The sequence below is a fragment of the Streptomyces sp. NPDC058240 genome (assembly GCF_042882135.1).
In the GTDB taxonomy this organism is placed as follows: Bacteria; Actinomycetota; Actinomycetes; order Streptomycetales; family Streptomycetaceae; genus Streptomyces.
Map to the genome: position 1 here is coordinate 1 of NZ_JBHVWT010000119.1, position 4,775 is coordinate 4,775.

General features: G+C 68.7%; 6 protein-coding genes and 2 pseudogenes. 3 read left to right on the plus strand and 5 right to left on the minus strand.

Going from position 1 to position 4,775, the window contains the following annotated elements:
- The 3 genes and pseudogenes from ACFVX4_RS41560 to ACFVX4_RS41570 form a co-directional block, all read left to right on the plus strand.
- Positions 1-200, plus strand: a pseudogene (locus ACFVX4_RS41560) (hypothetical protein); the annotation flags it as partial.
- Between the two features lie 152 nt (positions 201-352).
- Entirely contained in the window at positions 353-796 is a 444-nt protein-coding gene (locus tag ACFVX4_RS41565; RefSeq protein ID WP_389988561.1) for a hypothetical protein, read from the plus strand.
- A 160-nt stretch (positions 797-956) separates the two neighbouring features.
- Positions 957-1,505, plus strand: a pseudogene (locus ACFVX4_RS41570) (IS630 family transposase); the annotation flags it as partial.
- A gap of 38 nt (positions 1,506-1,543) precedes the next feature.
- Here the strand turns inward: ACFVX4_RS41570 and ACFVX4_RS41575 are convergent.
- The 5 genes from ACFVX4_RS41575 to ACFVX4_RS41595 all read right to left on the minus strand — a co-directional run bounded on the left by ACFVX4_RS41575 (position 1,544) and on the right by ACFVX4_RS41595 (position 4,630).
- The gene (locus ACFVX4_RS41575) at positions 1,544-2,317 is read right to left on the minus strand and encodes a Ku protein (RefSeq protein WP_389988564.1); all 774 of its coding nucleotides are present in this window, start codon (positions 2,315-2,317) and stop codon (positions 1,544-1,546) included.
- 52 nt (positions 2,318-2,369) lie between these two features.
- Positions 2,370-3,158 (minus strand): hypothetical protein, encoded by a 789-nt coding sequence (locus ACFVX4_RS41580; protein WP_389988567.1) that lies wholly within the window; start codon positions 3,156-3,158, stop codon positions 2,370-2,372.
- Between the two features lie 36 nt (positions 3,159-3,194).
- Complete coding sequence (locus ACFVX4_RS41585) at positions 3,195-3,515, minus strand: hypothetical protein (protein WP_389988570.1); 321 nt, start codon at positions 3,513-3,515, stop codon at positions 3,195-3,197.
- Between the two features lie 70 nt (positions 3,516-3,585).
- Positions 3,586-3,906, minus strand: coding sequence for a hypothetical protein (locus ACFVX4_RS41590; RefSeq protein ID WP_389988573.1), 321 nt, complete (start codon positions 3,904-3,906; stop codon positions 3,586-3,588).
- Between the two features lies 1 nt (position 3,907).
- Entirely contained in the window at positions 3,908-4,630 is a 723-nt protein-coding gene (locus tag ACFVX4_RS41595; protein ID WP_389988576.1) for a major capsid protein, read from the minus strand.
- Positions 4,631-4,775: the final 145 nt, after the last annotated feature.

Sequence of the window (4,775 nt, forward strand, 5' to 3'; positions counted from 1 at the left end):
CCCTCCGCGCGAAATCCACGCCGAGTACGAGAAGTTGCGAATCGCCGCGTGAAATAGACAGTCAGACGCCTGTCCGGAAAACGCGAGGCCCCTCAGGGCTTCTGCACCATGTCAACCCGCGAATCGGTTTGCGCGAGGATGACTTCCGCACGCTCATCGACTTCGCCCAGTCCCTGGACATTCCACGAGCCACCGGTTGAGCACGTCACCAGTCCTCCGAACAGCTTTGTGCTCGGCTCCCCGATCATTGCGGGACAACCCTTAGGAGCGATTTGATGCCATCATCAGCGCCGATTATTCAGCTTGTTACCGCTGATCCCGTGTTAAACGCGATCATCCAAGGGAGACCGCAATGACGCGGCTTGCTGGGTTGCTCGATAAGGCGCGCGCGGATCTTGAAGAGTCGCCGAAGAATGCGCTCGGTGAAGAACGGGACTCGCGCTGGCGCGGGCGGCGCATTGTCCGGGTCGGTTCGGCTTGGCATCTAGGTGTTCTCCTGCTGACTGAGGACGCGGTCTTTGCCACTGCGGACGTGCTCAAGGTCGTCCAACCTGACAGGCGCGGCCAAATATCGGAGGCCGCACAGCAGCGGGCAGAGCTCATTCGCCGCTGTCTTCTCGGAGGATTCCGCGTGGGAGAGATCGTCCATGTCGGCTGGGAGGCTATCGATCTTGATGAGGGTGGTGGTCCACTGAAGATGCACGATGGCGTTCCGTTCGTGCAATTGAGCAGCACAGGAAGGCCCCTTCCTGCGGAATCATATCTCGCCGAGCAAGTTGCGATCCTGCGGCAGTAGTGGGTGCTCAGCCATCCTGAAGTCAACGCTCCGTCCATTTGTGCTCAGCGGGCGCACCTATTGATCCGAAACGCTTTGGGTTCAGGCTTGTTGACGGTGTGTGAGTGATCTGCTGGGGGATGCGCGGGCCTGGTCGCCGGACGCGCAGGAGGCCGTGCGGTTGCTGGCAGTGTCCGCGCTGGTGGAGGGCCGGGACCGGGTAGAGGTTGCCGCCCTGTTCAAGGTGTCGGTCAGGGCCGTGGACAACTGGTGGGCGAAGTGGCAGGCCGGCGGGCGGGGCGCACTGCTCTCCCGCGCGCGGGGTCGTCGCGTGGGTGAGCATCAGGTCCTGTCGGAGGCCGAGCAGGCCGCCGTGCGGCAGGCTGTCCTCGATCACATCCCCTCCGACCTGGGGCTTTCGGGTCAACTGTGGACACGGGGGCAGATAGGCGAGCTGATCTTCAAGCTGTACCGGGTCCGCTTCACCGAGCCCGGGGTGGGCAAGTACCTCAAGCGTTGGGGACTGACCTTCCAGCGTCCGGACAAGCGGGCGGTCGAGCAGGATCCGGAAGCGGTCCGCCTCTGGCACGAGGAGACCTGGCCGGCGATCCGGGCCAGGGCGAAGGCGGAGAACGCCGAGGTTCTCTTCGGCGACCAGGTCGGGATCCGGTCGGACCAGGTCACCGGCCGCACCTGGGGCGCCAAAGGCACGACTGACGTTCGCCGTACCTGACGTCGTCACGTACGGCGCGGACCCTTCCCCCGAGCTCACGACGAGCCCGTAGGGCGTTCCTTGGCTGCGCGCATGCTGGCTTCCAGCGCAGCGATCAGGTCCACGACGGGCACCGGTTCCTCCGGTTCCGCCAGTTCGCCGCCCGACTGCTTCGCGACGACCAGCTGCTCCAGCGCGGCCGCGTACTCGTCGTGAAGGTCCGCGATGTCCACGCCGACGAGCTGGTCCATCAGCAGCTCGGCAAGCTCCAGCTCCCGGTCCGTCACGGGTGAGGCTGACGACAGGTCGTCCGGCTCCCGGATTTCCTCCGGCCACAGCAGCGTGTGCAGCACGAGCATCCCGTGCCTCGGCCTCACTACCGCCAGCCGCTCCCTGGTGCGCAGGGTGACCTTCGCGACGGCGACCGTGCCGTGCCGAGCCAGGGCCTCGACGAGCAGCGCATAGGGCCGCTGCCCCGTCTCGCCGGCCGCCCCAACCCAGTACGGCTTGGAGTACAGCACGGGGTCGACGTCGCGCTCCTGGATGAACCCGAGGACGTCGACGGTCTTGCGTGTCGGCAGGGGCAGCACCGCCAGGTCATCGTCGAGAAGGACGACCGTGTGGCCGTCGAGCCCCTCCCAGCCGTGCGCGATCTCCGACCGCGGCACCTCCCGGCCGTCTCGCTCACACACCAGCCGGTGCCGGATACGGGCGCCGTCGCTGGCATGGACCTGGTGCATCCCGGCGCCGTGCTCCTCGGTTGCGGCGAAGAGCTGGACGGGGAGCGTGACCAGGCCGAACGAGATGTAACCCGACCACAGTGCCCTCATACCTACACCATGCAAGCCGCGGCGGTCCGTCGCGACTCCAGCACGGTGATCATCAGCGCGCGTCAGGCACGTGATCCGGGCGCGGCCCGAATGCCCGCCCGCACCGAGGGTGGGAGATCGGCCACGCCGCGGCGTCCTCCACCGTGCGCAGCGTGCCTGTGGCCTTGTGGGGGTCCTTGTGGCTGGTCCAGCCGCACCCGGTGCCGTCGAAGACCTGCATGTACTGCACGCCGGCCTCCCGCGCCCGGTTCAAGGTCCCCGAGTTGTAGGCCACTGCTGACTTGGTGAGGGTCGCCGACTCCGCCCAGGCCTGCACCGGCACCCGTGCCCCGTTGCGGTAGATCACGTACTGCAGTTGGTGCTCGGCGGCCAGCCGGTCGGCCAGCGACCTGGCGGCCTGCAGCGCCGTGGTGTTCCCGGCCGCGAGCAGCGGCACCTCACGGCGCGCGGCCTCGCGTACGGCCCGGTAGAACGCGGCCGCCATGCGCTGCTCCTCCTGTGAGCGGCGCAGGAAGTCGGCGTACGAGTCGGACGCCAGCGACTGCAACGCCTCGGTGTGGATCAGGGTCCACGTGAACCGGCCACCCAGGGCTTCGGCGGCCTGCTGCGCCCCCTGCTCGTACAGCAGCGGCAGCTGGCGGGTGACGAACGCGCGGGCTTCGGCGTCTACGCGCTGCTGGAAGTCGGCGATGGCGGCCTGGAACTCCGCGAGGCGGGCAAACGACGTGCGGGGCGCGGCCCGACTCCGACAGGGCGGCCAGGACGGCGGTCTGCTGGTCGGCGAGGCGCTGCCAGGCGTCCTGCAGGACGGCGGCGACCCGGGCCGCAACAGTCTTCGCATCGCCGGGGACCAGCGGCGGGAACTCGTAGGCCACGGCTACCGGTGCCAGCGGTGGGCGCGGCGCAGAGGTGCGACGACCAGTTCGGTGCCGCCGGTGGTGTCGTCCGGGGCGGTGGCGGCCTCGACGGATGCGATCTGCCGTTCCAGGCCGGTGAGGTTGTTGCTCTGGTCGAGGGTGACGACGCCGTTGACGGTCAGCTGCAGCGGGTCGGCAAGCAGCCTGGCGCGACGTTCGGACAGCACCTCCAGGGCGACGGCCTTCGCCGCACCGAGGCGGGTGTACCGGGCCTGCAGGTCGGCCGGGTCGGTGGCTGTGCCGAGCTGCGCTTGGAGCCAGGCGAGGACTGCGGGGTCCACGGGTGGTGTCCTTCCGGGTCACAGGCGGGCCCGGCACCCGCTGTGGGGTGCCGGGCCGGGCCTGGCTGGGTTACTGCTCTCCGGTGACCTTGCGGGCCCGGGCCTTGGCGGCCGGCTTGGCCGGGGCCTCCGGCGCGGCCTCGGGCTCCGGCTCGGGGGCCGGTTCCGGCTCCGGCTCGGGCACGGGCTCGGGATCGGGCTTCGGCTCTGGGTCCGTTGCGGGGTCGGGCGCCAGGTCGTCACCCGTCGCCTCCTCCGGCGTCTCCCAGGCGTCCGGGTTGGTGATGGCCTCGGCCACGACCTCGTCCGGCTCGTCACCGGGCTGCAGGATCAGGAACTCGTGCGTCTTGGGGTGCTCGACGTGCACCGCTGTTGCCAGTCTCCGCCCCATGTCACAGCACCTTCGCGACGATGTGGCAGTCCGGCGTGAAGAGGACCGGCATGGCTGCGGCCGCGCCCTTGGTCCACACCTGCGGCGGGTCGTCCTTCGATCCCTTGGTGATGATCAGGCCCGGCGCGTCCTCGCGAACGATCTCGGGGTTGCTGCCACGGGACAGCACCAGGGACTCCGCCGTGGTGCCGTACATGGTCTGGCCCCACTTGGTGCGGTCCGGCGGCACCATCACCCACCGGTCATCCGGCAGCGGGCGCACCGTGGCGCCATCCACGCGGACCTGCCCCTTGTACAGCTCGATCGGCGGCAGGCTGTAGTTGCCGCGCACCACGTTGACCTGCTGCGGTGTGAGGGACGCGGTCGGCGTGGTCGACGGGTTCACCGACCCGTAGTACGCGGCCCGGTAGGCGTTGTTCTTCCCCAGGTAGGAGAAGGCGCGGCGGCTGGTGACGACGAGCTCGGGGAACGGGGCGCCGATGGTGTCGAGGTAGTCCAGCCACCCCAGCTCGTCCTTGATTGGGTCCGACGTGGGGTCGGACCACAGGACCGGTGCGGTCGGCATGTTCGCCGCCGGCACCTGGAAGTCGACGTCCATGGTGAGGGCGTTCTCCGCCGCCAGGGAGAACTTGCCGTCGGTGAGAACGTCACCAGCGGCCAGCTCCAGGCGGGAGTTGACGGCTTCGAACTGTGCTTCGACCTCGGCGATCTCGGCGGGAGTCAGGACAGGTTCGAACGTCGGGTATCGAGACGGTGCACGGCCGTGGGCTCGACGCTGGGTCTGTCAAACGAGCGGTGTAACTCAGGTTGTTGGAGTTACTGGCGTGCTGCGGAGAGCCGGCCGTCGAAGGTGATGTCGAAGGCGTTGA

Coding starts and splice junctions, on each gene's coding strand:
- ACFVX4_RS41565 (WP_389988561.1), top strand. CDS start 353: ATGACGCGGCTTGCTGGGTTGCTCGATAAGGCGCGCGCGGATCTTGAA.
- ACFVX4_RS41575 (WP_389988564.1), bottom strand. CDS start 2,317: ATGAGGGCACTGTGGTCGGGTTACATCTCGTTCGGCCTGGTCACGCTC.
- ACFVX4_RS41580 (WP_389988567.1), bottom strand. CDS start 3,158: ATGCGAAGACTGTTGCGGCCCGGGTCGCCGCCGTCCTGCAGGACGCCT.
- ACFVX4_RS41590 (WP_389988573.1), bottom strand. CDS start 3,906: ATGGGGCGGAGACTGGCAACAGCGGTGCACGTCGAGCACCCCAAGACG.